Annotated in this window: 23 protein-coding genes; 17 read left to right on the forward strand and 6 right to left on the reverse strand. The window is 64.3% G+C overall.

What is annotated here, in order from left to right:
• Positions 1-38 precede the first annotated feature (38 nt).
• From ACVWZ4_RS34200 to ACVWZ4_RS34220, 5 genes are read left to right on the forward strand one after another with little or no spacing between them, the layout of a single operon-like run.
• Positions 39-392 (forward strand): hypothetical protein, encoded by a 354-nt coding sequence (locus ACVWZ4_RS34200; protein ID WP_456702799.1) that lies wholly within the window; start codon positions 39-41, stop codon positions 390-392.
• Between the two features lie 23 nt (positions 393-415).
• Positions 416-1357 carry a cytochrome c oxidase subunit II gene (locus tag ACVWZ4_RS34205; protein ID WP_456702798.1) on the forward strand — a complete coding sequence of 314 codons (942 nt, stop codon included), beginning with the start codon at positions 416-418 and terminating at the stop codon, positions 1355-1357.
• Positions 1354-2961: a cytochrome c oxidase subunit I gene (gene ctaD, locus ACVWZ4_RS34210; protein WP_456702797.1), complete on the forward strand. Its 1608-nt coding sequence runs from the start codon at positions 1354-1356 to the stop codon at positions 2959-2961. Before ACVWZ4_RS34205 ends, ctaD begins: the two co-directional genes overlap by 4 nt.
• Positions 2954-3598, forward strand: coding sequence for a cytochrome c oxidase subunit 3 (locus ACVWZ4_RS34215; protein ID WP_456702796.1), 645 nt, complete (start codon positions 2954-2956; stop codon positions 3596-3598). The genes ctaD and ACVWZ4_RS34215 overlap by 8 nt, the downstream gene beginning before the upstream one ends.
• Positions 3595-3870 (forward strand): cytochrome C oxidase subunit IV family protein, encoded by a 276-nt coding sequence (locus ACVWZ4_RS34220; RefSeq protein WP_456702795.1) that lies wholly within the window; start codon positions 3595-3597, stop codon positions 3868-3870. The genes ACVWZ4_RS34215 and ACVWZ4_RS34220 overlap by 4 nt, the downstream gene beginning before the upstream one ends.
• Positions 3871-3873: 3 nt before the next feature.
• Here ACVWZ4_RS34220 and ACVWZ4_RS34225 read toward each other — a convergent pair whose 3' ends face one another.
• The 5 genes from ACVWZ4_RS34225 to ACVWZ4_RS34245 form a co-directional block, all read right to left on the reverse strand.
• Positions 3874-5103, reverse strand: coding sequence for a c-type cytochrome (locus ACVWZ4_RS34225; RefSeq protein ID WP_456702794.1), 1230 nt, complete (start codon positions 5101-5103; stop codon positions 3874-3876).
• Positions 5096-6874, reverse strand: a complete 1779-nt coding sequence (locus tag ACVWZ4_RS34230; protein WP_456742104.1) for a GMC family oxidoreductase — start codon at positions 6872-6874, stop codon at positions 5096-5098. The genes ACVWZ4_RS34225 and ACVWZ4_RS34230 overlap by 8 nt, the downstream gene beginning before the upstream one ends.
• Before the next feature lie 9 nt (positions 6875-6883).
• On the reverse strand, positions 6884-7609 hold the full coding sequence (locus tag ACVWZ4_RS34235; RefSeq protein WP_456702792.1) for a gluconate 2-dehydrogenase subunit 3 family protein: 726 nt from the start codon (positions 7607-7609) through the stop codon (positions 6884-6886).
• A 213-nt stretch (positions 7610-7822) separates the two neighbouring features.
• Positions 7823-8257 (reverse strand): PPC domain-containing DNA-binding protein, encoded by a 435-nt coding sequence (locus ACVWZ4_RS34240; protein WP_456742105.1) that lies wholly within the window; start codon positions 8255-8257, stop codon positions 7823-7825.
• A gap of 44 nt (positions 8258-8301) precedes the next feature.
• Complete coding sequence (locus ACVWZ4_RS34245; RefSeq protein ID WP_456742106.1) at positions 8302-10623, reverse strand: FdhF/YdeP family oxidoreductase; 2322 nt, start codon at positions 10621-10623, stop codon at positions 8302-8304.
• Positions 10624-10802: 179 nt separating this feature from the next.
• On the opposite strand from ACVWZ4_RS34245, the gene fdhD reads away from it, so the two are divergent.
• Entirely contained in the window at positions 10803-11573 is a 771-nt protein-coding gene (gene fdhD / locus ACVWZ4_RS34250; protein ID WP_456705234.1) for a formate dehydrogenase accessory sulfurtransferase FdhD, read from the forward strand.
• Positions 11574-11616: 43 nt separating this feature from the next.
• Here fdhD and ACVWZ4_RS34255 read toward each other — a convergent pair whose 3' ends face one another.
• The gene (locus ACVWZ4_RS34255) at positions 11617-12492 is read right to left on the reverse strand and encodes a hypothetical protein (protein ID WP_456702789.1); all 876 of its coding nucleotides are present in this window, start codon (positions 12490-12492) and stop codon (positions 11617-11619) included.
• 514 nt (positions 12493-13006) lie between these two features.
• On the opposite strand from ACVWZ4_RS34255, the gene ACVWZ4_RS34260 reads away from it, so the two are divergent.
• From ACVWZ4_RS34260 to ACVWZ4_RS34310, 11 genes are all read left to right on the forward strand, one after another.
• Entirely contained in the window at positions 13007-14257 is a 1251-nt protein-coding gene (locus ACVWZ4_RS34260; RefSeq protein WP_456702788.1) for an ABC transporter substrate-binding protein, read from the forward strand.
• Between the two features lie 127 nt (positions 14258-14384).
• On the forward strand, positions 14385-15212 hold the full coding sequence (locus ACVWZ4_RS34265) for an AraC family transcriptional regulator (protein ID WP_456702787.1): 828 nt from the start codon (positions 14385-14387) through the stop codon (positions 15210-15212).
• A gap of 198 nt (positions 15213-15410) precedes the next feature.
• A complete protein-coding gene (locus ACVWZ4_RS34270) occupies positions 15411-16421 on the forward strand; it encodes a branched-chain amino acid ABC transporter permease (RefSeq protein WP_456702786.1) in 1011 nt (336 codons plus the stop codon).
• Position 16422: 1 nt separating this feature from the next.
• The gene (locus ACVWZ4_RS34275; protein ID WP_456702785.1) at positions 16423-17511 is read left to right on the forward strand and encodes a branched-chain amino acid ABC transporter permease; all 1089 of its coding nucleotides are present in this window, start codon (positions 16423-16425) and stop codon (positions 17509-17511) included.
• Entirely contained in the window at positions 17504-18286 is a 783-nt protein-coding gene (locus ACVWZ4_RS34280; protein ID WP_456702784.1) for an ABC transporter ATP-binding protein, read from the forward strand. The genes ACVWZ4_RS34275 and ACVWZ4_RS34280 overlap by 8 nt, the downstream gene beginning before the upstream one ends.
• Positions 18279-20495, forward strand: a complete 2217-nt coding sequence (locus ACVWZ4_RS34285; protein ID WP_456790463.1) for a Tm-1-like ATP-binding domain-containing protein — start codon at positions 18279-18281, stop codon at positions 20493-20495. Before ACVWZ4_RS34280 ends, ACVWZ4_RS34285 begins: the two co-directional genes overlap by 8 nt.
• A gap of 3 nt (positions 20496-20498) precedes the next feature.
• A complete protein-coding gene (locus ACVWZ4_RS34290; protein ID WP_456702782.1) occupies positions 20499-21332 on the forward strand; it encodes a phosphoenolpyruvate hydrolase family protein in 834 nt (277 codons plus the stop codon).
• Positions 21333-21358: 26 nt separating this feature from the next.
• Positions 21359-24259, forward strand: a complete 2901-nt coding sequence (locus ACVWZ4_RS34295) for a flotillin domain-containing protein (RefSeq protein ID WP_456734654.1) — start codon at positions 21359-21361, stop codon at positions 24257-24259.
• 10 nt (positions 24260-24269) lie between these two features.
• The gene (locus tag ACVWZ4_RS34300; protein WP_456702780.1) at positions 24270-24707 is read left to right on the forward strand and encodes an SRPBCC family protein; all 438 of its coding nucleotides are present in this window, start codon (positions 24270-24272) and stop codon (positions 24705-24707) included.
• A 5-nt stretch (positions 24708-24712) separates the two neighbouring features.
• The gene (locus ACVWZ4_RS34305; protein WP_456702779.1) at positions 24713-25156 is read left to right on the forward strand and encodes an SRPBCC family protein; all 444 of its coding nucleotides are present in this window, start codon (positions 24713-24715) and stop codon (positions 25154-25156) included.
• Complete coding sequence (locus ACVWZ4_RS34310) at positions 25157-25975, forward strand: FAD binding domain-containing protein (RefSeq protein ID WP_456702778.1); 819 nt, start codon at positions 25157-25159, stop codon at positions 25973-25975. It begins immediately after the preceding gene.
• Position 25976: the final 1 nt, after the last annotated feature.

The following is a 25976-nucleotide window of genomic DNA, read 5'->3' on the forward strand; positions in this document are numbered from 1 at the left end:
CCTCGCAGCATTGTCACCCGTCAATCGAGGGCGGCAGCATGTCGGACAGCAAACGCTTCGACTACGAGCGGTCGGACGTCGGACTCCGCCTCGTCGGCTGGCTGGCGGCAGGTCTTGCGACTTTCGTCGCAGTCACGCCGCTCGTGCTGCCGATGATGTTTCCGCTATCCACAAAACCCATCACGCCCGCGAGTCGTCCGGCCTTGAGCTCCGACGCGCCGCCCCTCGACGAGGCGCCTCGGGCGACGCTGCAGGCGATGCGCGATGGGCAAGCGAAGATCGAGCGCGGTTACGGCTGGACCGACAAAACCCGGGGCGAAGTCCGCATTCCGATCGACCGCGCGATCGACATTCTCCTGCGCAGGGGACTGCCGGGGTGGCCGTCTCCATGAGTGCGCTCCGAAGGTCCCGCTAGATGTGGCGCCAATGGATTCCGTTCTGGCAACCCGGGCTCTCGCCGCACAGCGGCGACGTCGATCTGCTGTTCACTGGCCTGTTGATTGCGAGCGCACTGGTCGTCGGCCTGCTGTTCTTTCTGCTGACGCTATTTTGCGCGCGCTATCGCGCGGGCAACCGGACCGACAGGAACCATCGCGTCAAGAAGAGCTGGCATTGGGAGGTGAGCTGGACCGCCGCCTCGTTCGTCTGCTTCCTCGGCCTCTTCGTTTGGGGAGCCAGCGTTTTTTTCCAGATTTATCGTACGCAGAGCGACGAGCACGACGTGTTCGTCGTGGCGAAACAGTGGATGTGGAAGACGCAGCATCCTGGTGGCCAGGCGGAGATCGACGCGCTGCATATCCCGGTGAAGCGCCCTATCCGCCTGGTGATGGCGTCGCAGGACGTCATTCACAGCTTCTACATCCCCGCCCTTCGTCTCAAGCATGATGTCGTTCCCGGCCGCTACCAGGACCTCGAGATCGAGATCGACAAGCCCGGCCACTATCACCTGTTCTGCGCCGAATATTGCGGCACCGACCACTCCGGCATGATCGGCGAGGTCGTGGCGATGGAGCCGACCGATTTCTCCAACTGGCTGACGCAGCAAGCGCCGTCGAGCCCGCTCGCAAGCGAGGGCGGCCAGCTCTTCCGCGAGCTTGGCTGCAGCGGCTGCCACGGCGGCGGCGGCACAGTCCGCGCGCCCCCGCTCGAAGGCGTCTACGGCAAGCCGGTGCCGCTCTCTGACGGCACCACCGTGATCGCGGATGATAAATACATCCGGGACTCCATCCTGATGCCGCGCAGCCAGGTGGTCGCAAGCTATCAACCTGTAATGCCCTCGTTCGAGGGCAAGGTCAGCGAAGATCAGCTTTTGCGGCTCGTGATCTACATCAAATCGCTCGCAGGACATCCATCATGAGCGACCCAAACTATCTCACCGCCGATTTCACGCTGCGCTCGTGGTTCCTGACGACGGACCACAAGCGGATCGCGATCCTCTATTTCGCGAGCCTGATCGTCTTTTTCTTCATCGGCGGCGCGGCTGCGACCGTGATCCGGATCGAGCTTGCGACGCCCCAGGCCGATCTCGTCAGCTCCGACGTCTACAACCGCCTCTTCACCATGCATGGCATCATCATGGTGTGGTTCTTCCTGATCCCGTCGATTCCCAACACGCTCGGCAATTTCATTGTCCCGTTGATGATCGGCGCGCGCGATCTCGCCTTTCCCCGGCTCAATCTGATGAGCTGGTACATCTTCATGCTCGGCGGCTGCACCACGCTGTTCGCGATCTTCGCCGGCGGCGTCGATACCGGCTGGACCTTCTACACGCCGTTCTCCACGCTCTATTCCAACAGCTACGTGATCGTCGCGGCTGCGGGCGTCTTCATCGCGGGCTTCTCGTCGATCCTGACCGGCCTCAATTTCATCGTCACCATCCATCGCCTGCGCGCACCTGGGCTGACCTGGTACCGGTTGCCGCTGTTCCTGTGGTCGCTCTATGCGACGTCGGTCATCCTGGTGCTGGCCACGCCGGTGCTCGCGATCACGCTGCTGCTGATGGCGACGGAACGCTTTTTCGGCGTCGGCATCTTCGATCCCAGGATCGGCGGCGACCCGCTGCTGTTCCAGCATCTGTTCTGGTTCTACTCGCATCCCGCTGTCTACATCATGATCCTGCCGGGCATGGGGGTGATCAACGAACTGATCTCGTGCTTCTCCCGCAAGCAGGTGTTCGGCTACAAGTTCGTGGCCTGGTGCAGCCTCGCCATCGCCGCGGTCGGCTTCCTGGTGTGGGGCCACCACATGTTCGTCAGCGGCCAGTCGCTGGTTGCGAGCCTCGTGTTCTCCTTCATGAGCTTCATCGTCGCGGTGCCCTCGGCCATCAAGGTCTTCAACTGGACCGCGACCCTGCACAAAGGCTCGATCCATTTCGACGCGCCCATGCTCTATGCGCTCGGGTTCATCGGTCTGTTCACGGTCGGTGGTCTCACCGGCCTGTTCCTGGCTTGCCTCGCCTACGACGTGCACGCGACCGACACCTACTTTGTGGTCGCGCATTTCCACTACATCATGGTCGGCGGCATGGTGACGGCCTATTTCGGCGGCTTGCACTATTGGTGGCCGAAGATTACCGGCCGGCTCTACTCGGAATATTGGGCGCGAACCGCCGCGGTCCTGATCTTCTTCGGCTTCAATCTGACGTTCTTCCCGCAGTTCATCCTCGGCGCGGAGGGCATGCCGCGGCGCTACCACGTCTATCCCCCGGAGTTCCAGGTCTGGAACGTGCTGTCATCCGGAGGCGCCACAATCCTGGCCGTCGCCTATCTGATGCCGCTGTTCTACCTCGGCTACTCCGCATTCTTTGGCAAACGCGCGCCGGCAAACCCCTGGGACGCGCCCGGCCTGGAATGGCAAACCTCCTCGCCGCCCCCCGAACACAACTTTACGACGCAGCCCGTGGTCACACGCGACCCGTATCAATACAACGAGGCCTTCCAGGCGGAGCCGCAGAATGCGTGATAGCTCCGCCGTTGCTCCGCAATACGCTTCGATACCTCACCGCGATCACACGGCCGAACTCGGCATGTGGGTGTTCATCGCAACCGAAGTTCTTCTGTTCGGCGGGCTGATCCTCGCCTATATCGTCTACCGGCACGCATTGCCGCAAGGTTTCGCCGAGGGCGGCCGGCACACCGAGATCGTGATCGGAACGGCCAACACGGCCGTCCTGCTGACATCGAGCTTTCTCGTGGCATGGGCCGTTGAGATCTTCTCGCCTGCCACAGCAAGGATCGTCACATGGCTACTCATTGGCGCTGCCTGCCTTGGGCTGATCTTCATCGTGCTCAAGGGGATCGAGTACAGCAAGGAATATGACGAGCATCTCGTCCCCGGGATCGACTTCGTCTTCGCCGGACCGCTGGCCAATGGCGTCCAGCTGTTCTTCATCTTCTACTTCATCGCGACGGCTATCCACGCCCTGCATATGCTGATCGGGATCTGCCTGTTGATCACGCTTGCAACCCTTTGCCGGAAGGCGCCGACGACGCGTCACCACACGGCCCTGCACAGCGCAGCGCTGTACTGGCATTTCGTCGACGTGGTCTGGATCTTCCTGTTCGCGCTGATCTACCTGCCCGGAAGGTCGACACCATGACCGACTGGCGACCACCGCTTGCCCTGATCGGAGCCTGGCTTGGTTTGCTCGCGTTGCTGGCGCTGACGATCACGCTCGCCTACGTGCCGCTCGGAGCGGGCAATGCCGTCGTGGCCCTCACGATCGCTACCATCAAGGCAGGTCTCGTCGCAACCATCTTCATGGAGCTGTGGCATCGGCGCGGCCTCACACTCGTCTTTGCCGGCGCCGGACTGTTCTGGCTGGGGATACTTCTCTACCTTGGTTCAATGGATTTCCTGACCCGGACCTGACGGTCAGTTCGTCCTCGCATCGAGCGCCGTCCGCTCCTTCTTCGCCTCGGCCTCGCTGACCGGCGGCGCCTTGCCCCAATGGTTGCGGACATAGGTCGCGACCGCCGCGACCTGCGCGTCATTCAATTGCCAGCCGAAGGCAGGCATGGCGGGACCTGTCGGCTCCTTGTCTGTCGCCACGCTCTGTGCGCCCTGCAGGATCACGCGCAGCACCGTCGTCGGATCTCCCGTGTTGACGGTCGCGGCGAGGTTGAGGTTCGGAATGAGATTGGGAACGCCAGACCCGTCCGATTTGTGGCAGGCCGAGCAGAGGTCCTGATAGATCGCGCCGCCGGCGGACATCACATGGGCATCGGCCGAGCTGTCCGCCGCAGGCTTCGGTCCCGATACATCCTTCAGATAGGTGGCCATCGCCTTGGTGTCGTCGTCGCTGAGCCGGGACGTCGAGAGCTCGACCACTTCGCCCATCAAGCCGGCTGCGGCCGCAAAGCGGTTGTGCCCGGTCTTGAGATATTGCGCGAGATCGTCGATCGACCAATCGGCAAGCGGACCCTGCCCGCTGGTGATGTCAGGCGCGACCCATCCCTGCAGCGTGTAACCCTGGAGCCGCTTGCCGGATTTGTCGCCGCCCAAAGCCGTCTTCGGCGTATGACAGGCGCCGCAATGGCCGGGGCCTTCGACGAGATAAGCGCCGCGATTCCACTGCTTCGACTTGTCCGCCCGCTCCCAGAACTCGCCCGGCGTGAAATACAGCTTGTCCCACACCATCATCGCCATCCGCTGGTTCAGCGGGAACGGCAGCTGGTTGACGGTGACGGGATTGTGGACTGGCTCGAACGTCGCGAGGTAGGCGCGGATGTCCTTGACGTCCTCCCGTGTCATGCGCGCGAAATAGGGATATGGCATGGCCGGGTACAGCCGCTTGCCGTCGCGGCGCATTCCCTTCCGCACGGCCGCGTCGAACTCCTCGTCGCTCCACGCGCCGATCCCGGTCTCCCGATCAGGCGTGATATTGGGGGCGACCAGCACGCCGAACGGCGTTTCGATGGGACGGCCGCCGCTCAGAGGATGGTCGCTGCCCGGGACCGTATGGCAGCTCCCGCAATCGCCGGCGGCGGCCAGATAACGTCCGCGCTCGACGGCGGCAAAGTCCTGCAAGCCCGCACTCGTGGCCTGACCGACGCCGGCAGCAAGCGTCAGCGTCACCAAGGCGAGTTGCGCAGCTCTACGCATTGATCAGCTGCCCCGGGTTCTTGAGATATTTGGAGCGGATCGCATCGGCGGCCCAATAGGCGAGCGCCGCGACCGTTCCGGTCGGATTGTAGCCGGCGTTTTGCGGGAACGCGCTCGCGCCTGTCACGAACAGGTTCGGCACGTCCCAGCTCTGGAGGTAGCGGTTGAGTGCGCTGGTGTTGGGATCCGTACCCATGATCGCTCCGCCACAAAGATGCGTCGTCTGGTATTTGGTGATGTCGTAGGGCGCCTTGCGGTATTCCTTGTGGACCTGCCTTGCGCCCATGGTTTGAAAGATCTCGGCGAACTTGTCCGTCAGGAATTTGTTCTGCTTGATCTCGTTATCGTGGAAATCCATCGTGATCCGCGCGAGCGGCCGGCTGAAGCGGTCCTTGTAGGTGGGGTCGAGATCGACATAGACGTCGCGGTAGCTGTACATGCTGCCGTGCACGCCGGTCCCCGGCTTGATCGCGCTCTGATAGTTTTCCTTGACGGCCTTCTTCCACTCGGCGCCCCACAGCGGCGTGCCCGGCGGCACGGGCGTGGTCTCGATCGGCCGACCGTTGGTCTGCACATTCCCCATGTAGCCGCCGCCGACGAAACCATGTGGACCGTGATCGAAATTGTCGCCATTGAACTCGTCGATGCACATTCCGATCGCGCCGGAAGCGATGAACGGGTTGAAGACGAATTTTGCCGGATCGAAGAAGCTGACGACGTCAGAGATGGTCTGGTGAGTGAAATTGCGGCCGATCACGCCGGTATTGGCAGCGGGATCATAGGCCTTGCCGATGCCCGACAGCAGCAGCAGCTGCACGTTGAAGATCGTGTAGGCCGAGAGAACGACGAGATCAGCCGGCTGCTCCCATTCATCACCTGAGGCATCGACGAAGGTCACCCCGGTGGCCCGCTTGCCGGAGTGGTCGACGTTGACCCGCGTGACCTCGCTGTTGTCACGCGCCGTGAAGTTGGGTTTCCGCACCAGCGCCGGCAGCACCGTGGTCTGCGGCGAGGCCTTCGAGTAGTTGCCGCACCCGAACCACTCGCAGAAGCCGCAATAGGTGCATGGCCCGAGGCGTACGCCGAGAGGATTTTGGTACGGCCGCGACATATTGCCGGAGGGCTGCGGAAACGGCTTGTAGCCGAGTTCGCGCGCAGCCTTGCCGAACAGCGTATGGCCGAACGGCTGGTCCTGCGGCGGGTTGGGATAGGGGCGCGAGCGCGGCCCCTCGAACGGATTGCCACCCTCCATGATCTTGCCTTTGACGTTGCCGGCCTGGCCGGACGTGCCGCAGAGATATTCGAACCGGTCGTAGTGCGGCTCGAGCTCATCATAGGTCACGCCCCAATCCTGGATGGTCATGTCATCAGGCAGAAAACCGGCGCCATAGCGTTCGGTCAAATGCGTCTTCAGCACGAAGTCCGAGGGCAGGAAGCGCCACGTCTCCGCATTCCAGTGCACGCCGCCCCCGCCGACGCCGTTCGGCGGCATGAACGCCCCCCAGCTTCGGATCGGCAGCGCCGCCTCGCTCGTCTTGTTCCGGAAAGTGAAGGTCGTCTGGCTTGGGCTCAGGAACAGCTCATGACGAATGCGATAACGCAATTCGTCGGCCGCGTAGCCCGGCGGATAGTCGGTCGCCGTGTTGCGCCAGGGACCCCGCTCGATCGCGATCACGTCGAGCCCGGCATCGGCGAGCTCATAGGCCATGATCGAACCGGTCCATCCGAGCCCGATGATGACAACGTCCTTGCGCGGGAGCTTACGAGCCATGTGCGCCGCTCACGATTTTGCAGGGGTCCAGTCGGCCCGCCCGGCGATGCTGACGGGGGGATACGGGTAGCGCTCGTTGTGACGATTGACCCAGTCGCGATAATCGTAGCGGATGCCGGGAAAGCCGATCATCTTCCAGCCGACCATGTCGTTATTGCCGCCGTGGATCGGATCGGAAAAGAAACCTTCCGGGACGTCCTTCAGCAGAGCCGAGAAGAAGCCCTGAGCGTCGACCGTCTCGAACTTGACCTCGCCCGACTCGATCTTGCGCAGCACGTCATCCTGCGCGGCTGCATCGAGCTCTGCGAAGGACTTGCCGCCCTGCGTTGACTTGCAATGCTTGTCGAGCGCGGCCAGCGCCTTGCGATAGAACTCGGCGTGGGTCAGCGCCGATTGGGAGCCTTGCTCCTTGGTGCCTTTGGTGTGAGGCGCAAGCGTGTAAAGCCCCTCGTTGGAGCCATACGGCCCCTTGAGCTGGCGATCGATGAAGACGGCGCAGCCCGCGATCTTGCCGCCGGGCGTCTCCGCATCGGGCGGAATGATGCGATCGACGATCGCTTCCATCGCGCGGGCTTCATCCAGAGTGAAGAACTGCCAAGGACCCAGCCGCACGATCTCCGGCGGCGAGTTCGGATGGGGCGACCATGGCACGTGATTGTGGATCACGGTCGCCCGCGTCAGGGACGTCGTGCCGACAAGCCAGGCCGCGAGTGCCAGAAATGTTCTGCGCTGCATGGGACATCCATCAGGCCCGTGCAGGCAACGTAAGCCGGATTTGGATGTTCCTAATTGCCCGAGCGGGGCCGTACCTCGTCCGCGGCGGCGCCGAGCCCCCATCGACGGCCTGAACGGGATAGCCGGCCGGCACGACGCGACCGCCCTCTTCGTCTGCCACCGGAACATCAGTGACAAGCCCGTCGATCAAGGCAACCTCCCGGACCTTCCGGACTAGATGCTGATCAGCGCAATCCCAAGGTCCTGTCGCTTCTTGCGGCGGAGATGAACCACGGCCTCAGTGATCGTCACCTCCAGTGTCGGCTGCACCGATCCCGACAGCAGATGGCCTCCGCGCACAGTGCCGTCCTGCAAGCCGAGCACGGCGTGAAGGTGCACGCTGGCCTTGCCGTCATCGCCTTGAGCGACATCGCCCAGCAGGCTCAGCACCTCGCATTGCTCGCGGACCTCGATCGGCTTGTATGTCTTGGCCGCGAAATCGAACCAGCCGACTTTCGCCTGCGAGAACGTCCCGATCGCCGATATCGAGGCGCCCGTGATCTTCTCGCGTTCGGCGAATTCCGTGATCGATCTGAAGGCCTCCTCCCCTTGGTCCAGAATCAGGACAAAGGTTCGTTCCGCGCCGTCGTTGAACGTCTTCGATTTCATTTCAATCCCCGCTTCGTGACGTTGCGAACACGTTCCGGTCCCGGCTACGTCGCCGAGATCGGCATCTCTCCGCCCTCGATGATCTCGGGCACCATGTCCTTGAAAAGTCGCACCGGAACGGATTTTGCGGCCGGCACCTTGCTGCCCTCTGCGTAGTGCCATAGCGGGATCAGCCCGTTGCATTCGGGATAGTAGCCGGCAAGACTCCGGCGCGGGATACCGTAGGGCACGACCTGGAGCTCGCTGAGACTGCGCTCCACACCGTCATTGGCCTCCGTGACCAGCGTGACCGTGTCGCCCGCCTTCAGTCCATCCGCCTCCATGTCCGCGGGATTCATCAGCACGACGTAACGGCTGCCCTGGATGCCGCGGAAGCGGTCGTCCTCGGTATAGATCGTCGTGTTGAACTGTCCGTCGGCGCGCATCGTCATCAGTTCATAGACACCATCGTTTTCTCCCGGGGGCGCGAATGCCGCCTTGGGAACGGTGAAATTGGCTTTGCCGTTCGGCGTCTTCCATTTGCGTTCGCGCGCCGCCAGCGGCCGCGGAAAGCCGCCGGGCTCGAACATGCGCTGGTTGAAATCCTTGAATTGGTCGGGATAGGTCCGCTCGATCGCGTCCCTTATGAGCGAATAATCGGCGACCCAGGCCTCCCACTCGACCCAGGGATTCGGCTTGAGGGTTGCCTTGGCGAGACCGGCGATGATCGCCGGCTCGGACAGGGCGTGCTCGGTCACCGGCTTGCGCTGGCCCCGTGAGCCGTGAACGCAGGCCGTGGAATCCTCCATCGACACGGCCTGGGCGCCGCTGGCCTGCTCATCGATCTCGATCCGGCCGAGGCATGGCAGCAGATAGGTCACCTCGCCGGGCACGATGTGGCTGCGATTGAGCTTTGTCGCGATCTGCACCGACAGCCGCAGACCCGACCAAGCCGGCTCCATCAGCGAGCGGTCAGGAATTGCGCGCACGAAATTGCCCCCCAGGCTGACAAAGCCACGGACATCGCCCTTCAAAATGCCCTCGCAGGCATCCACCGTCGACAGACCGTCCCACCGTGGCGGCTCGAACCCGTAGAGCTCCGCAAGCTTGTCGAGCGGGACGAGCTTCGTCTTCTCGGATATGCCGACCGTCCGCTGGCCCTGGACGTTGGAATGGCCCCGAATCGGCGAGATGCCTGCTCCCGGCTTGCCGATGTTGCCGCGCAGCAGCAGCAGATTCACGATCATCTTCGTGGTCTCGACGCCGTGCTTGTGCTGCGTGACGCCCATGCCGTAATTGGCGATCACGGCGTTGGCCTTCATATAGACGTTCGCGGCTTCGAGCATGGCCGACCGCGTGAGGCCCGACGCCCGCTCGATCTCGTTCCAGTCCTGGCCGCGGCAGAACGCGGCGAATTCGTCGAAGCCGGAGGTGTGCTGCGCGATGAAATCGGCGTCGACCACCCGCGGCTCACCGTACTTGACGGCGCGATCGTCCGCGTCGATCACCCATTTGCAAATCCCAGATATCGCCGCGGCGTCACCGCCGACGCGGACCTGATGATATTGCGAGCTGATGCGTGTGCCTCCCGCGATCATCTGAAGCGGGTTTTGAGGATTGACGAAACGCTCCAGTCCGCGCTCGCGGAGCGGATTGAAGGTCACGATCGGGACGCCGCGCTGGACTGCCTCCTGGAGCGGATGCAGCATCCGCGGGGCATTCGTCGTTGTGTTGTGTCCAAAGAAGAAAATGCAGTCGGTGTGGTCGAAATCCTTCAGCTGCACGGTGCCGACCGGCACCCCGATCACCTGCGGCAACGCCACGGACGTGGTCTCGTGGCACATGTTGGAGCTATCGGGGAAATTATTGGTGCCGTACATCCGGCCGAACAGCTGGTACATGTAGCTGGCTTCCAGCGAGGCCCGGCCGGACGTGTACATGATGACGGAATGCGGATCGAGCTTGTTCAACTCGGCGCCGATGTCGCGAAACGCATCGCTCCACTCGACCGGGACGTATTTGTCGCTGCCCGAATCGTAGCGCATCGGATGGCTCAGCCGCCCCTGCTCTTCCAGTCGATGATCGGACCAGGTTCGTAGCTCGGACAGTGTATGCCGGGCGAAGAATTCCGGCGTGACCGTCTTGCCTGTGACTTCCCACGCGGTGGCCTTGGCGCCGTTCTCGCAGAATTCGAATGGATGTGGACTTGCGGGTTTGGCCCAGGAACAGCTCACGCACATGAAGCCGCCCGGCTTGTTCTGCTTCATCAGGATCTCGCTGCCGAGGATCGCGACTTCTTCCTGCGTGAGAATGTGAACGACTGCGTTGACCGATCCCCAGCCGCCGGCCGGAGCATCGTAAGTCTCGACTTTTGCTTTCTGCCGCATGCCGGGCCCTTCAGCTGCAAGCCCCTTTCGCAAAACATGAGAAACAATCGCTGGTTCCTAAGCTTTCGGAACCATGGCGCGCGCCGCGCGTCGATAGACCGTCGCTAGGATGAACAATCATGCACGGCTCGCAAATCGACTGGCGCGATCGCCTGCCCGCCTCCCCATCTTCCGTCAACATGCTTCGGCTCACATCAGGCCACATGCTCGGCCACCGCTCGGTCGCCGAGGAGAGCCCGATCGCACTGGTCTACGACGGCACGACCGTCGCGGTGCTGATGGCGACGCCTGCCGATCTCGCCGACTTCGCAATCGGCTTCAGCCTGACCGAGGGGATCATCGAGGATTTGGGAGAGATCAACGAACTCACGGTGGTTCCCGGCCCCGACGGAATCGAGTTGCGTCTATGGCTGCGGCCGAGGGCTGGACGACAGCTGAAAGAGCGGCGGCGGCGATTGATCGGGCCGACCGGCTGCGGCCTGTGCGGCATCGAAAGCTTGCGCGAAGTCAGTGCGAAGGTTCGGCGCCTCGAGCGGCATATCGATCTCACGCCGCAACACATTCGTCGCTCGGTCGAGACCCTCGCCGCATCACAAATCCTGGGCAAGGCGACCCGCGCGACCCATGCCGCCGGATTTTTCCAGCCTGACGCCGACGACATGATCGTCCGCGAAGACGTCGGCCGCCATAATGCACTCGACAAGCTCGCCGGCGCCCTCGCCGCAACGGGAATACCGGGGCATTCGGGTGCCGTCATCCTGACGAGCCGGATCTCGGTCGAGATGGTCCAGAAGACTGCCGCGATCGGCGCTGGATTCATTGTTGCAGTTTCGGCGCCAACGGCGCTTGCCATACGCACGGCCGCGGCCAGCGGCATCACGCTGATCGGCATCGCACGTGGGCAAGACTTCGAGGTCTTCAGCCATTTCGGCGGAATTCACGACCAATAGCGATACGTCATCCGGTCAGCTGCGGCGGAACGGCGGCTTTGCGCTAAGGCACCGCCGTTTTCCTTGGCTCGAAGTGATCAGGAAATGCCATCCACGCCGGGAGCGGTTCGCCATCCCGGTGTCGCCCACCGGCGACGGCTGCGGCCCACGCACTGATGGCGCCGAGCAGTGTGGCAGCAGCCAATGAGAACGCGAGAATGACCGTGCTGCGGCGCGCGTGAGAGATCGCCGTTTTCGCGTTCGCAATCGCCTGATCGACGCGCCGTTCGGAATCACCGGCCGGCAATCCGGTCAGCGCCTGGACCTGCTGGACCAGATAGGTTCGGTCGTCCGCAGCGACACCGCTATGGCTCGACGACGTCATGAGGATTCGACCAGCCTCGGCGCGCTCGCCGGTCATATCAACATTTGCCGCTCGCCGTGGCGCACGGAACAGCCGATCGAGTTCGTAGCTCAGAAGCGGCTCGGCGGTCGTCCTGTTGCCCACGCTCGCGGACGAAGACAGGCGGTTCACCGTGGCAGCGCTCACGATACCCGCCAGCGTCGCGCCCAGCAGGACCGCAAGCGCCCATGCCGTGAGCCCGTGCAGCCCGTCGCGCGCTTCCCGTTCCGTGGGGTTCGTTGCAACCACCCCGCGGCGAACGCGCCCTGCGATGTAGCCGCCGAGGCCAAAACTGACGATCGCTTGCAGGATCAGATAAAGTCCGGATAGCAGCGAGAGCGCGGCAGACGCATCTCGCCATGTCGGCGAGGCCGAGCTGACGCCAAGTCCAATCGTGACGCCAAAGGTTACCAGAACGAAGCCGAATGCCGTCGCAGCGAAAGCCCCGGCGACAACAGGCGTCCATTGGATATATCGCCCTTGTTCGGAGATCGTCAGCGCTTCGTCTTCGACGAGTGTGGGGGCTTCGATCGTCATGGTCGATGCCCTCAGCGCAATCCGAAAAACGACAAGATTGCCAGGATCACTACGATCAGGCCGATCAAATAGATTAATTGGCTCATTTCAGTCCTCCTCCAAATCCCTTCCGGCCTGACAATTGCAGCTCTCCCGGATAGTTCCTGCAGGATTCCCGATAGTGTCGTAGGACGCGCATAGCCGTCCAATTTCAGTTATTTACTCTGCTCCCGGAACGAACATGTGCGCGCGACGGACAGCCACTGCTGCACCGCGATCGTGGGGGCGCGTAACTTCGTGGCGTTGTCCGATCTGCGTGCGATTGCACCGCGGGATGATTTGCAATGCACCATTCAAAATGAGACTGCCCGTTAAGCCGCGCAGGGCTCCAACGCGTGCGCTGCATCCGAGTTCGGTTAGCCTTCATCCCAAGAAGCCGTCGAAGAACCGTCGCCTCGCCAGGACGCCGCAGCGCGCGGCGGACGCGCGGGGAGCGGGAAAAAACAGCGACAAGAACGCCCCAGGGAGGAGACCAATGTTGAAAAGCAGTCTAGGACTGATCGCGTTGAGCAGCCTGTTATTGTCGGGTACCGCCTTCGCGCAGGAGAAGATCAAGGTCGGCGTCACCGCGACGCTCGAAGGCACTTACACCGTGCTCGGCGAGGATGGCATCCGCGGCTTTCAGACAGCACTCAACGTGCTCGGCAAGAAGGTCGGCGACAAGGAGCTCGAATTCGTCATCGCCTCGACCGATGCGACACCGGACTCCGCCGTCCGTGCCGTGCGAAAGCTGATCGAACAGGACAAGGTGCAGATCCTGCTGTCGCCGCTCTCGGGCGACGAAGGCATCGCGGTCAAGAATTTTGCAAAGACCCATCCGGAGCTGACGTTCATCAATGCGGCCTCCGGCGCCCAGGAGACGACCTATGTCGATCCGGCTCCGAACTTCTTCCGCTACAACATGGACGGCGCGCAGTGGCAGGTGGGTCTCGGCAAATATGCCTATGAAACCAAGGGCTATCGCAAGATCGCAACCGTCGGCGAGGACTACTCCTTCATCTACACGCAGGTGTTCGGCCTCGTGCTCGAGTTTTGCGGTGCCGGCGGACAGGTGACCAACCGGCAATGGGTGCCGCTCGGCACCAAGGACTTTGCCTCGGTGATTGCAGCGCTGCCTGATGACGTCGATGCCATCTATCTCGGGCTCGGCGGCGCCGACGCCGTCAACTTCCTCAACCAGTACCAGCAGGCCGGCGGCAAGGCGCATCTGATGGGCGGCTCGATCATGATCGACCAGACCATCCTGTCGTCCAAGGGCAATGCCAAGCAAGCGCTGGTCGGCACGCTGGCGGCGAGCGGCCAGGCCGACACCTGGGAAGATCCGGGTTGGCAGAAGTTCGTGAAGGACTATCAGGACGCCTTCCCGCCCAACAAGCGCTTCCCCAGCCCATCGCTGCTCGCCACCAACTATTACGGCTCGACCATGGCGCTGATCCTGGCGCTGCGTCAGGTCAATGGCGACCTGTCGAACAATCAGGCCAAGTACAAGGAAGCCCTCGCCAAGATCGAGCTCGACGCGCCCAACGGCAAGATCAAGCTCGACGCGAACCGCCAGGCCATCGGCACCAACTTCGTCACCGAGGTCGTCGACGACGGCAAGGGCGCATTGTTCTCGAAGGTCGTGAAGGTGATCCCGAACGTCAACCAGACACTGGGCTACGACCCTGCAGTGTTCGCCAAGATCGGTTTGCCAAGCCGTACAGTGCCAGAATGTAAGAAGTACTGACGTAATCCTACTGCGACACTGAGACTGATGGGAGAGATTTGCAAAGCGCGGAGATCGCGCGCTCTTGCATTCTCTCCCAGGTTGTTGAAGGCTGTAAAAAAGAAAAAAGCTCCAGGGAGGGGAAGGCATGAGCCGGGCGCTCGCCGTCTTCCACGGCCGCTTCGGCCGGGCGACGGTCTACCAATTGAACCGCCCTTTCAACATCCACGCGCATCGCGAAGGTCATTTGATCTTCCATGTCGGGGGCCGTGCCGCATGCATCGATGTCAACGATGGACGTTACGAACTGGCTGAAGGTTCCGTCGTCGCGGTCAATCCGTGGGAGCCGCATAATTTCCTGCCGTCAGACCTTGACGTCGGCGCCGTTTTCTTCGTGCTCTATGTCAATCCGGAGTGGTTCGCCCCCGATGCGCCGGGCGCCGAACGCTTGCGCTTCGGGCGCACTCAATTCCGGCGATCGGTCGCTCTGGACAAGCTTATCAGACACGCCGCCGCCCTTGTGTGCGGCGCACCCTCGCTGAACAGTCTCGACGGCGAGCTGCGGCGATTGATCGACGTCTGCTACGATGAAAGCTGGCAGCAGGCCGAACTTGCGCGCGATCCACGCGCCAACGGTTCCGTTACCGATTTTCGCGTGCGCAAGTGCATCAAGATGATGTCCGAGAGCCCTGGCGCTGAAATCGAGCTCGACACCATCGCACGCGAATCCGGGTTGTCGCGACCGCATTTTTACCGGCTATTCCGCACCCAGACCGGCGTTACCCCTCACCTCTATCTCAACACGCTGATGATGGAGCAGGCGCTTGAGGCGCTGGTCGCGAGCGAAGCGCCGATCGCCGATATCGGCTTCGATCTCGGCTTCTCCTCGCAGAGCGGCTTCACCCGCTTCTTTGCTGCCAATGTCGGCATGGCGCCAACCGATTATCGCCGCGCGGCCAAGGTTTTGCGCGGCTGACGGGCGCGCGAAAAGATACTCACGATCAAGTGCCTCCCGCGCCGTCCCACTAGGATGGGTGGAACGCGATCCCGGCAAGAGGATCGCTTCAGTCCCGGGAGGACGCAAATCCATGGCGAGGTACGCAGCCTGCACGGGGCTGTCTGACCTGGATCCGAGGTGTGATGGCGACCGTCGCAAACGGAGCGAGGTGACGCCATGACCCGCTTTGTGGAGCGTCATCCCGCCTGGGCACTTGTCGTCATCATTGCGATCGCAGTGGCACTTTGGTTGATCTTCGCGGTGTGGCCGCCCGGCCTTGAAGAAGCCATCGGTCGCAAGCGGGTGTTCCTGAACGCGCTGTTCAACGGCATCACGCTCGGCGGTCTCTATTTCCTCGTGGCCAGCGGCTTCACGCTGATCTTCGGCCTGATGCGCAACGTCAATCTCGCGCACGGCTCGCTCTATCTGTTCGGCGGCTATGTCGGCTACGCCATCAGCGCCTCGACCGGGTCCTGGATCCTCTCCTTCATCGTGGCCTTTGTCCTGACGGCGCTGGTCGGCGTCCTGCTCCAGGTGCTGGTCTTCCGCCGCATGGAGGGACAGGATTTACGCCAGACCATGGTGACGATCGGGCTCTCCATCGTGTTCGCCGATCTCATGCTGTGGGCCTGTGGTGGCGACTTCTACCAGATCCAGACTCCGACCTGGCTGATCGGCCCGATCGAGCTGCCGCTCATCACCGCCGTGAAATCCTCGGGCGAGCCGGTCTATTTGCGCTATCCGCTGGTGCGGCTCGTCATCTTCCTGGCTTCCGTCATCATCGGCATCGCGATGTGGCTGGCGCTCAACCGCACCCGGATCGGCATGATCATCCGCGCCGGCGTCGACGACCGCGACATCCTGGCCGCAACCGGCGTGCGCATCCAGATCGTTTTCGTGCTGGTCTTCGCGCTCGGCGCCGGCCTTGCCGGTATCGCGGGCGTCGTGGGCGGCACCTTCCAGTCGCTCTCGCCCGGCGAGGACATCCGCTTCCTGCTCGCATCGCTCGTGGTGGTGATCGTCGGGGGCATGGGCTCAATCCCCGGGGCGGCGCTCGGCGCGCTCATCATCGGCCTCGCCGAGCAGCTCGGCTCGGTCTACATCCCGACCTACGCCATCGTCGTGACCTTCCTGATCATGGTGCTGGTGCTTGCGCTTCGGCCACAGGGCCTGCTGGCGAGGCGCTGAGATGTCCGTCACCCACGATGCCCGCATCCAGGTTCACAAGCCCGCCACCGCGGCACATCGTCCGTCCGTGCGTGGCTGGCCCGACGTCAACAATCCCGCGGCCTGGATCGTGGCGGCCATCCTCCTGATCATGCCGCTGATTGCCAACGGCTTCTTCCTGATCGAGATCTTTGCGACCACGCTGATCCTCGGCACCATCGCGCTCAGCCTGATGTTGCTCGCCGGCTATGGCGGCATGGTCAGCCTGATGCAGCTCACCATCGCGGGCTTTTGCGCTTACATGGTCGCGGTGTTCGGCGTCAGCGGCAACGCCAATATCAGCCTGGGCTGGCCGTGGTGGCTGGCGGTGCCGATGGCGGTGACGCTCGCGACCATCTTCGGAACGCTCGGCGGCGCGCTCGCGGTGCGCACCGAGGGCATCTACACCATCATGATCACGCTCGCGATCGGAGCTGCGTTCTATTACTTCACCAATCAGAACTGGGCGATCTTCAACGGCCACACCGGCATCAACAACGTCTCGACACCGCATTTCTGGGGCGTCGACTGGCGGGCCGACGTTCCTTTCTACTATGTCGTGCTCGCGGTCGCCGCGCTCTGCTATTTCGCGGTCGGCTACATGTCCCGCGCGCCGTTCGGCCTGGCGCTACAGGGCGTGCGCGACAATCCGCGCCGCATGGCCGCCCTCGGCTTCAACGTCAATGCCCACCGCGTCGCGGCTTACGCCGTCGCCTCCTTCATCGCCGGCCTCGCCGGCGTGCTGCAAGTGTGGAATTATCGCCAGATCTCGCCGGGCTCGGTGAGCGTCGGCGCCTGCATCGACATCCTCATCATTGCCGTCGTCGGCGGCATTACCCGCCCGATCGGCCCCTATATCGGCGCGCTGGTGTTCGTGCTCTTGCGCACGTTTGCGCTCGACTTCCTGGTCAAGATCGGGCTCGACGGCAACCGCTTCCGGCTACTGATCGGGCTCGGCTTCCTCGCCATCGTGTTCTGGTCGTCGGACGGCGTGATCGGCCTGTGGCAGCGTTGGCGGCAGAACCAGCGTCCTCGGGCGGATCTCCCGAGCGGAGGGCGCGGTCATGGATAGCGTCGCGCAACGCCTTTCCGCCGTTGGATCGGGTGCAGCACTCGAGCTGCGCGGCGTCACCCGGCTGTTCGGCGCTCTGGCGGCGCTGACCGACGTCACCATCACCGTGCGTCCCGGCGAGCGGCGCGCCGTGCTAGGCTCGAATGGCGCCGGCAAGACCACGCTGTTCAACTGCATCACCGGCGACTTCCCGCCCTCCTCCGGCACAATCCGCTTCTTCGGCGAAGACGTCACGCACTACCCGCCCTATGAGCGCATCCGCCGCGGCCTCAGACGAACCTATCAGATCTCTGCGCTGTTTCCCGGCCTCACCGTGCAGGACAATGTCTATCTCGCCTGCCGCGGCGTCTCGCGCGGCCGGTTCTCGTTCCTGCGTCCGGGGCAGAACGACGCGCTGATGCACGCGGCCGACGGACTGGTCCAAGCCGTGCACCTGGCGGCCGTGAAGGACCAGCGCGTCGCTGAACTCGCACACGGCCAGCAGCGCCAGCTCGAGATCGCGCTGGCCCTCGCCGGCGCGCCGCGCTTCGTGCTGTTCGACGAGCCGGCCGCCGGCCTGTCGCCGACCGAACGCGCCGAACTGGTGGAGATCCTGACCTCGCTGCCGGCTCATATCGGCTACATCATCATCGAACACGACATGGACGTAGCGCTGCGCGTCGTCGAGAGCGTGACGATGATGCACAATGGCCGCATCTTCAAGGAAGGCCTGCCGGAGGAGATCCAGTCCGACCCCGAGGTGCAGGAGCTTTATCTCGGAGGCGGCCATGAATGAGGCCCGCCGCGCCCCCGCCGCCCTCGAGGTTCGGGGCCTCGACGTGTATTACGGCCATTCGCACGCGCTGCAGGGTGTCGGCCTCACGCTGGACGCCGGCGTGTTCTCCGTGGTCGGCCGCAACGGTATGGGCAAGACAACGCTGTGCAAGGCGATCATGGGCCTGGTGCCGGTGAGCGGCGGCTCGATCCGCGTCCGCGGTGAAGACATCACGCGGCGGCCGCCGGCGCACATCGCGCGGCTCGGCGTCGGCTACGTGCCGCAAGGCCGCCGGCTCTGGCGTTCGCTAAGCGTCGACGAACATCTTCGCCTTGCCGGCGGCATGCGCTCCGGCGCCTGGACCGTCGCGCGCATCTACGACACTTTCCCGCGACTCGCCGAACGCCGGGATCATGGCGGCGGCCAACTATCCGGCGGCGAGCAGCAGATGCTCGCGATTTCGCGTGCGCTTTTGACCAATCCGCAGCTGCTGATCATGGATGAGCCGACCGAGGGCCTCGCGCCCGTCATCGTCGCCCAGGTCGAGGAAATGCTGCTGCAGCTTGGCGAGGACGGCGACATGTCCGTCCTCGTGATCGAGCAGAACATCGGCGTCGCCACCGCGATTTCGCGCAACGTCGCGATCATGGTCAATGGGCGCATCAACCGGATCATCGACTCGGTGCGCCTGTCCGCCGACCGCGAGCTACAGCAGCGCCTGCTTGGTGTCGGACTGCATGCCGAGCTCGACCCCGACATCGATGCGCCGGCCGCGGGCGGCGAGACCAAGGCAGCCCCACAACCTGCACGCACGAGCGGTCCGATCCGGGTCTACGTCTCCAATCCGAGCCCGCCGACCCGCTGGTCACAGCCCGTCCCGATTGGCCGCATCGAAGCCGCCGCGCGGACGCTCTCGACCCAAGTCGCGCGCCTCGACGAGACCGCGCGGCGAAAGCGCGAGCCGGTGACGGCGCAGACGTCGGGACCGCCCGCGGTGCTGGTCGTCGGCACGCTCGACACCAAGGGAACGGAACTCCGCTTTGTCAGGGACATCATCGCCGAGAGCGGGTTGCGCACGCGGCTCGTCGACGTCTCCACCAGCGGCAAGCACGCAACCTGCGATGTCTCGGCCCAGGAGATCGCGCTGAACCACGGTCGCGGCGGCGCGGCGGTGTTCGGCCCCGATCGGGGTGCTGCCGTCACCGCGATGGCTGAGGCCTTCGCCAACTGGGTCAAGCGCCAAGGCAATATCGCCGGTGTGATCTCGGCCGGCGGCTCGGGCGCCGCGTCGCTGGTCGCGCCCGGGATGCGCGTCCTTCCCGTCGGCGTGCCCAAGCTGATCGTCTGCTCGGTTGCCTCGGGCGATGTCGCGCCCTATGTCGGTCCGGCCGATATCACCATGATGTACTCGGTTACCGACGTGCAGGGCCTCAACTCGATCTCGCGCGCGGTGCTGTCGAATGGCGCCAATGCTGTCGCCGGCATGGTCAAGGCACGGCTGGATCGGCGTGAGACCATAGAGCGAGCAGCAAGCGCCGGGCTGCCGTCGGTCGGCATCACCATGTTTGGCGTCACCACACCCGCGGTGCAGAAGATCACGGCCGATCTGCGCGATGACTTCGAATGTCTCGTCTTCCACGCCACTGGCGTCGGCGGCCGTTCGATGGAGAAGCTCGTCGATTCCGGCCAGCTCGCCGGGGTGATCGATCTCACCACGACGGAGATCTGCGACCTTCTGATGGGCGGGGTGTTTCCGGCAACCGAGGATCGCTTCGGCGCGATTATCCGCACCCGCGCGCCCTATATCGGCTCGGTGGGCGCGCTCGATATGGTCAACTTCGGCGCGCCCGACACCATCCCCGAGCGCTATCGCGGACGCAAATTCCACGTCCACAATCCGCAGGTGACCTTGATGCGGACGACCGTGGAAGAAAACGAGCGCATGGGCCGCTGGATCGGCGAACGGCTCAACCAGATGGACGGGCCGGTGCGCTTCTTCCTGCCGGAGGGCGGTGTCTCCGCGCTCGATGCCCGTGGCCAGCCCTTCTGGGATCAGGAGGCCGATGCCGCCCTGTTCCGCGCGCTGGAGCGCACCGTTCGCGGGAACGGCAATCGCCAGCTCATCCGCGTCAAGCAGAACATCAACGATCCCGAGTTCGCCTCGACCATCACAGCCGCGTTCCGAACGCTGTTCGGACGCGCCGGGGCGCGCCGGAGAGGAGCGAGGTGACCGATGGCCCGGTTTGAACGCGCAGCACTTCTGCGGCGATTTCGCGAGATGGCGAAGCGTGGCGAGCCGATCGTCGGCGGTGGCGCCGGCACCGGCCTGTCGGCCAAGTGCGAGGAAGCCGGGGGCGTCGATCTCATCGTGATCTACAATTCTGGCCGCTACCGCATGGCGGGTCGCGGCTCGCTCGCGGGGCTGATGCCCTATGGCGACGCCAATGCCATCGTGGTCGAGATGGCCGGCGAGGTGCTGCCCGTGGTCAGCAAGACGCCGGTGCTGGCCGGCGTCAACGGCACCGATCCGTTCCGCGACATGGATATGTTCCTCGATCAGCTCAAGGCGCTCGGCTTTGCCGGCGTGCAGAACTTTCCGACCGTTGGTCTGATCGACGGAATCTTCCGTGCCAATCTCGAAGAGACCGGCATGTCCTACGCGCTGGAGATCGACATGATAGCCAAGGCGCGTGAGAAGGACCTGCTGACGACGCCTTATGTCTTCAGCGAGAAGGAAGCCGCGGCGATGGCGATCGCCGGCGCCGACATCATCGTCTGCCATCTCGGGCTGACCACCGGCGGCACGGTCGGGGCCCAGACCGCGCCGAAGCTGAACGACTGCCCAGCTCGGATCGACACCTGGGCCTCGGCCGCGCTCAGCGTCAATCCGGACATTCTGGTGCTGGCTCATGGCGGTCCGATCGCGGATCCGGCGGACGCCGATTTCATCATGAAGAACACCCGCCACTGCCACGGCTTCTACGGCGCCTCCTCGATGGAGCGGCTGCCGGTGGAGCGGGCGTTGACGGAGCAGGTACGTCAATTCAAGGCGATCGGCGCGCGATAACGCCTGTCAGATTGAGGGAGGGAAACATGTCAGGGATCCTGGTCGGCGAGCTCATCCTCTGGCTGATCGTCGCTGTTATCGTGATCGTGGTCGGCGTCTACATCGTGAACTGGCTCTACCACCGCTCCTCCAAGGAGGTGTCATTCGTCCGCACCGGCTTCCTCGGCGAGCGTGTGGTGATCAATGGTGGCGCCTTCGTGCTGCCCTTCATCCACGACTACACGCCTGTGAACATGAACGTGCTGCCGATGGGCATCGTGCGTTCGCGGCAAGACGCCGTGATTACCCGCGACCGCATGCGCGTCGACATCGAAGCCGACTTCTATGTCCGTGTGCAGCCGACCCGCGACGCCGTCTCGATCGCAGCCGCCACCTTGGGACGCCGCACCATGGAGCCGGAGCAGCTGCACGCCTTGCTGGCCGGCAAGTTCATCTCTGCGATCCGCTCGGTCGCTTCCGAAATGACCATGGAGGAAATGCACGAGCGCCGCGGCGACTATGTCGCGCGCGTCAAGACCAATGCCGCCGAGGCGCTCGCCCAGAACGGCCTTGAGCTCGAATCCGTCGCCATCACCGATCTCGACCAGACTGACCTCGAATTCTTCAACCCCTCGAACCGCTTCGACGCCGAGGGTCTGACCCGGCTGATGGAGGACATCGAGGCCAGACGCAAGCTGCGCAACGACATCGAGCAGGACTCGATGATCAAGATCCGCACCCGCAATCTCGAGGCCGAGCGGCAGGCACTCGAGATCGAGCGCGAAAGCGAGACAGCGCGCCTCGAGCAGGAACGCGACATAGAGATGCGCCGCGCGCTTCAGCGCACCGAGGTCGCCCGCGAGCGCGCGCTGCGCGAGACCGAGGCCGAGCAGGCCCAGATCTCCGCGCGCGAAGCCATCGAGCGCTCCCGGATCGCCAACGAGCAAGCGATTGCGGAAGCCCGCATCGCCTCGGAGCGCGAGACCCGGCAGAAGGAGATCGAGCGCACCCGCACCATCGAGGAAAAGGAGCTCTTGGCACGCGAAGAGATCGAGAAGACCCGGATCGCCAACCAGCGTTCGATCGATACGACGCGGATCGCCTCAGAGCGCGAGGTCCGCCAGCGCGAGATCGAGCGGATGCGCACTGTCGAGGAAGCCGAGATCGCGGCCCGGGAGGCGATCGAGAAGGCCCGTATCCAGCAGGACCGCGTCGTGACCGATGCCCGGATCGCCAACGAAGAGGAGACCCGCCGCCGCGAGATCGAGCGCACCCGCGCCGTCGATGAGGCCGAGATCGCCGCCCGCGAAGCCACAGAAAAGGCCCGCATCGCCCAGACCTTGATCGTCAATGTCGAGCGCATCTCCTCCGACGAACGGACCCGTGCCCTGGAGATCCAGCAGGTCCGCACCATCCAGGAGACCGAGATCGAAGCGCAGCGCGCGGTCGAGGCCGCCCGCATCGCCCGCGAGCGGACGCTCGCTGCCGAGCGCATCGCTGCCGAGCAGAACACGCGGCAGCTCGAGATCGAGCGCAACCAGACCCTCGAAGTCGCCGGCATTGCCGCGCGCGAGACCACCGAAGCTTCGCGCATCGCACAAGAGGAACGCGTCCGATCGCTGGAGATTGCCCGCAACCGGGCCGTCGAGGAAGCCGACATTGCCTCCCGCGAGGCGATCGAGGCGGCGCGCATCGCCCAGGAGAAGGCGGTGGCAGCCGAGCGTATCCAGGCCGAGCGCGATACACGCTCGCTCGAAATCGAGCGAACCGGCGTGTTGGAAGCCGCCGAACTGAAGCGGCGCGATGCCATCGAGCGCCAACGGATCGTGGTGGATCTCGCGCTGGAGGCCGAGCGGATCAACTCGTCCAAGAAGCGCGAGGTGCTCAATATCGAGCAGAAGAAGGCGATCGAGATTGCGGACGAAGACCGCGTCATCGCTCTCTCCGCCAAGAAGTCCGAGCGAATCGACGCCGACCGCCAGGTGCGGCAGGCCGAGATCGTCGCCCGCAAGGAGGTCGAGACCACCGACGTCTCGCGCGAGCAGGCTCTCGAAGCCGCCCGGCTCGAGCGCCGCCGCGCGATCGAACAGTTGGAGGTCGCCCGCGTCCAGTCGTTGCAGGAGGCCGAGATCGCCTCCCGCGAGGAAGTGGAGCGCGCGCGCATCGCCTCCGACCGGGGACTGGATGAGGCCCGTATCGGCCGCGAGCGTGAGTTGCGCAAGCTGGAGGTCAACCGCGAGAAGGAGGTCGAGACTGTTTTGATGGAGAAGGCGATCGCCATTCACCAGAAGTCGCTGGAGGAGTCCGCCGCCAAGGCTATGGCTGAGGAGGCGCGGATGCGAGCCACGGAAGCGAGCGAGCGCGTCATTACCGCCCGCGAGAGCGAGATCGCAAAGCGCCGCAAGACGGTCGAGGTGCTGCTCGCCGAGAAGCAGGCCGAGGAAACCCGGATCGCCGCCGAAGCCGAGCGGGTGCGCGCGGCGGTCGAGGCCGAGGCGCAGCGGATGCTCAACGAGGCCGAGAACGTGCTCACCGATCAGGCCCGCTACTCGCTGTTCCGCAGAAAACTGCTCGACCGGATCGAGGGCATCGTGCGCGAGAGCGTCAAGCCGATGGAGAAGATCGAGGGCATCCGTATCCTCCAGGTCGACGGCCTCAACGGCAATGGCCACGGCGGCAATGGCGGCCGCAGCGCTACCGACGAGGTCATCGACTCGGCGCTGCGCTATCGCGTCCAGGCGCCGCTGATCGACTCCATCCTGTCCGACATCGGGGTCGAAGGCGGCAGCCTCGCCAAGATGCCGGGCCTGATCCGAGAAGCCCGCGACATGCAGGGCATCAAGGAGTCCGCGCGCAAGGGCGGCGGCGAGAAGCAGGCCACGTCCCCGCCCGCTGCCGAGGGCGGCGGCGAGCCGTCGGCCGAGCGCGGTCCGCGCAAGAAGAGCTGAGGTCTGACCCATGCCCCGCGTCTACGTCTCCACCGTCGTCAACGCGCGCAACGACCGCGTCTGGGCGCGGGTGCGCGACTTCAACGGAATGCCGAACTGGCATCCCGCGATCGCCGAAAGCCGCATCGAGGGCGGTGAGCCCTCCGACAAGATCGGATGCGTCAGGGACTTTCGCCTGCGCAACGGCGACCGTATCCGCGAGAAGCTGCTCGGCCTCTCGGACTACGACATGTTCTGCACCTATTCGATCCTGGAATCCCCGATGGGCGTCGAGAACTACGTCGCGACCTTGCGGCTGACGCCCGTCACCGACGGCGACCAGACCTTCGTGGAGTGGACCGCCGAGTTCGACTGCGCGCCGGAGCGCGAGACCGATCTCGTCGGCCATATCGGCGCCGGCGTGTTCCAGGGCGGCTTCGATGCGCTGAAGCGCGTGTTTGGAGGCTGACTCTGGTGCCGCATATCGTCAAAAGCACCGTTCTCAACGCGCCGACCGATGCGGCGTGGTCGGTGCTGCGCGATTTCAACGGGCATGATCGCTGGCACCCGGCGGTTGCGACCTCCTCGATCGAGCGCGCGCATTCCTCCGACAAGATCGGCTGCGTCAGGCGCTTCAGGCTCAAGGACGGCGCCGAGCTTCGCGAGCAATTGCTGGCGCTGTCGGATCTCGAGCAGAGCTTCAGCTACTGTCTGCTCGACACCCCGATCCCGATGTTCAACTACGTCGCCCATGTTCGCTTGTTGCCGGTCACCGACGGCGACCGCACCTTCTGGCACTGGGAGTCGCGTTTCACCACCAGGCCGGAAGACAGAGACCGCATCACCCACATGGTTGCGGAGGACATTTATCAGGCCGGGTTCGAAGCGATCCGCCGGCATCTCGAGGAGGCCGCCTAGATGGCCGTGACAGTGAAGACGTTTGCGAGCGCCAGCGAGGCGGCCGGGGCGCTGTCCTCGGACCGCACCGCGCGATATCTCGGCGGCGGCACGCTGGTGATGCGGGCGCTGAATGAGGGCGATGTGTCGATCTCAACCGTGGTCCGCGCCCAGGACCAGGCGCTGACCAGGATCGATGCCTCCGGCCCTCGCATCACGCTGGGCGCCGGCGTCACCTTCGCGCGCGTCCTCGCCGAACGCGACCTTGGCTTCCTGCATGCCCCCGCCCGTTCGATCGGCGGCCCCGCCGTGCGCAACATGGGGACGGTGGGCGGCAATCTGTTCGCGCCCAATCCCTATGGCGATTTCACCGTCGCGCTGCTGGCGCTCGATGCCACCGTGGCCGTCGCAGGCGGGTTCGGCGCGCGCGACATCCCCATCGAGGCATTCTTGCAGGCGCGCGACCGGCAGGCCGGCACACTCGTGCTTTCCGTCTCCTGCACCCGGCCTGCCGGCACCGAGGCCTTCCGCTATCGCAAGATCGCCCGGATCAAGCCGAAGGGCGGCTCGGTCATCACGCTGGCCGCATACCTGCCGATCTCAGGCGGACGCATCGCAGGCGCGCGGATCGCGCTGGGCTCGATGGCCCCCACCCAAATTCGCGCCCGCGCGGCCGAGCGTGCGCTGGAGGGACGCTCGCTGGATGCCGCGACCATCGCCGCCGCGGCATCCGCTGCCACCGAGGGAACAACGCCCTCCGACAACGCGCTCGGCAGCGCCTGGTATCGCCGCGAGATCGTCGGCGTACATCTGCGCCGTCTGCTGTCGGGACAGGAATAGA

The sequence above is a fragment of the Bradyrhizobium sp. USDA 4472 genome (assembly GCF_054058595.1).

What these genes read in the sequence shown, in the direction of transcription:
- ACVWZ4_RS34200 (WP_456702799.1), top strand. Translation starts at nt 39, where the DNA reads ATGTCGGACAGCAAACGCTTCGACTACGAGCGGTCGGACGTCGGACTC.
- ACVWZ4_RS34205 (WP_456702798.1), top strand. Translation starts at nt 416, where the DNA reads ATGTGGCGCCAATGGATTCCGTTCTGGCAACCCGGGCTCTCGCCGCAC.
- ctaD (WP_456702797.1), top strand. Translation starts at nt 1,354, where the DNA reads ATGAGCGACCCAAACTATCTCACCGCCGATTTCACGCTGCGCTCGTGG.
- ACVWZ4_RS34215 (WP_456702796.1), top strand. Translation starts at nt 2,954, where the DNA reads ATGCGTGATAGCTCCGCCGTTGCTCCGCAATACGCTTCGATACCTCAC.
- ACVWZ4_RS34220 (WP_456702795.1), top strand. Translation starts at nt 3,595, where the DNA reads ATGACCGACTGGCGACCACCGCTTGCCCTGATCGGAGCCTGGCTTGGT.
- ACVWZ4_RS34225 (WP_456702794.1), bottom strand. Translation starts at nt 5,103, where the DNA reads ATGCGTAGAGCTGCGCAACTCGCCTTGGTGACGCTGACGCTTGCTGCC.
- ACVWZ4_RS34230 (WP_456742104.1), bottom strand. Translation starts at nt 6,874, where the DNA reads ATGGCTCGTAAGCTCCCGCGCAAGGACGTTGTCATCATCGGGCTCGGA.
- ACVWZ4_RS34235 (WP_456702792.1), bottom strand. Translation starts at nt 7,609, where the DNA reads ATGCAGCGCAGAACATTTCTGGCACTCGCGGCCTGGCTTGTCGGCACG.
- ACVWZ4_RS34240 (WP_456742105.1), bottom strand. Translation starts at nt 8,257, where the DNA reads ATGAAATCGAAGACGTTCAACGACGGCGCGGAACGAACCTTTGTCCTG.
- ACVWZ4_RS34245 (WP_456742106.1), bottom strand. Translation starts at nt 10,623, where the DNA reads ATGCGGCAGAAAGCAAAAGTCGAGACTTACGATGCTCCGGCCGGCGGC.
- fdhD (WP_456705234.1), top strand. Translation starts at nt 10,803, where the DNA reads ATGCTTCGGCTCACATCAGGCCACATGCTCGGCCACCGCTCGGTCGCC.
- ACVWZ4_RS34255 (WP_456702789.1), bottom strand. Translation starts at nt 12,492, where the DNA reads ATGACGATCGAAGCCCCCACACTCGTCGAAGACGAAGCGCTGACGATC.
- ACVWZ4_RS34260 (WP_456702788.1), top strand. Translation starts at nt 13,007, where the DNA reads ATGTTGAAAAGCAGTCTAGGACTGATCGCGTTGAGCAGCCTGTTATTG.
- ACVWZ4_RS34265 (WP_456702787.1), top strand. Translation starts at nt 14,385, where the DNA reads ATGAGCCGGGCGCTCGCCGTCTTCCACGGCCGCTTCGGCCGGGCGACG.
- ACVWZ4_RS34270 (WP_456702786.1), top strand. Translation starts at nt 15,411, where the DNA reads ATGACCCGCTTTGTGGAGCGTCATCCCGCCTGGGCACTTGTCGTCATC.
- ACVWZ4_RS34275 (WP_456702785.1), top strand. Translation starts at nt 16,423, where the DNA reads ATGTCCGTCACCCACGATGCCCGCATCCAGGTTCACAAGCCCGCCACC.
- ACVWZ4_RS34280 (WP_456702784.1), top strand. Translation starts at nt 17,504, where the DNA reads ATGGATAGCGTCGCGCAACGCCTTTCCGCCGTTGGATCGGGTGCAGCA.
- ACVWZ4_RS34285 (WP_456790463.1), top strand. Translation starts at nt 18,279, where the DNA reads ATGAATGAGGCCCGCCGCGCCCCCGCCGCCCTCGAGGTTCGGGGCCTC.
- ACVWZ4_RS34290 (WP_456702782.1), top strand. Translation starts at nt 20,499, where the DNA reads ATGGCCCGGTTTGAACGCGCAGCACTTCTGCGGCGATTTCGCGAGATG.
- ACVWZ4_RS34295 (WP_456734654.1), top strand. Translation starts at nt 21,359, where the DNA reads ATGTCAGGGATCCTGGTCGGCGAGCTCATCCTCTGGCTGATCGTCGCT.
- ACVWZ4_RS34300 (WP_456702780.1), top strand. Translation starts at nt 24,270, where the DNA reads ATGCCCCGCGTCTACGTCTCCACCGTCGTCAACGCGCGCAACGACCGC.
- ACVWZ4_RS34310 (WP_456702778.1), top strand. Translation starts at nt 25,157, where the DNA reads ATGGCCGTGACAGTGAAGACGTTTGCGAGCGCCAGCGAGGCGGCCGGG.